This is a genomic window from Acinetobacter sp. NIOH-H-8 (assembly GCF_046635365.1).
Taxonomy (GTDB): domain Bacteria; phylum Pseudomonadota; class Gammaproteobacteria; order Pseudomonadales; family Moraxellaceae; genus Acinetobacter.
The window spans coordinates 1-385 of record NZ_JBHDVN010000367.1 but is presented as its reverse complement, the minus strand read 5'-3'; the positions used below and the strand labels follow the sequence as shown (position 1 = coordinate 385).

The following is a 385-nucleotide window of genomic DNA, read 5'->3' as shown; positions in this document are numbered from 1 at the left end:
AGCCACTTCCCCTCGACCCGCATGCGCCGCATGCGCCGCGACGACTTTTCGCGCCGCCTGATGCGCGAGCACCGCCTCAGCGCGGACGACCTCATCTATCCGGTGTTCGTGCTCGACGGCCCGAGCCGCAGCGAGGCGGTGGCGTCGATGCCGGGCGTGAATCGGATCAGTATCGATCGGCTGCTCGGCGTGGCCGAACAGGCGGTGGCGCTGGGCGTGCCGGCGCTGGCGCTGTTCCCGGTCATCGACGCCGGTCTGAAGACCGACGACGCGGCCGAGGCATGGAATCCGGACGGTCTGGTGCCGCGCACCGTGCGTGCGCTGAAGCAGCGCTTCCCCGAACTGGGCGTGATCACTGACGTCGCGCTCGATCCCTATACGTCGC

At 69.6% G+C, this 385-nt stretch carries 1 pseudogene; it reads left to right on the top strand.

Annotated elements, in window-relative coordinates:
- Window positions 1–385: pseudogene (locus ACEWB7_RS18690) on the top strand (porphobilinogen synthase); the annotation flags it as partial.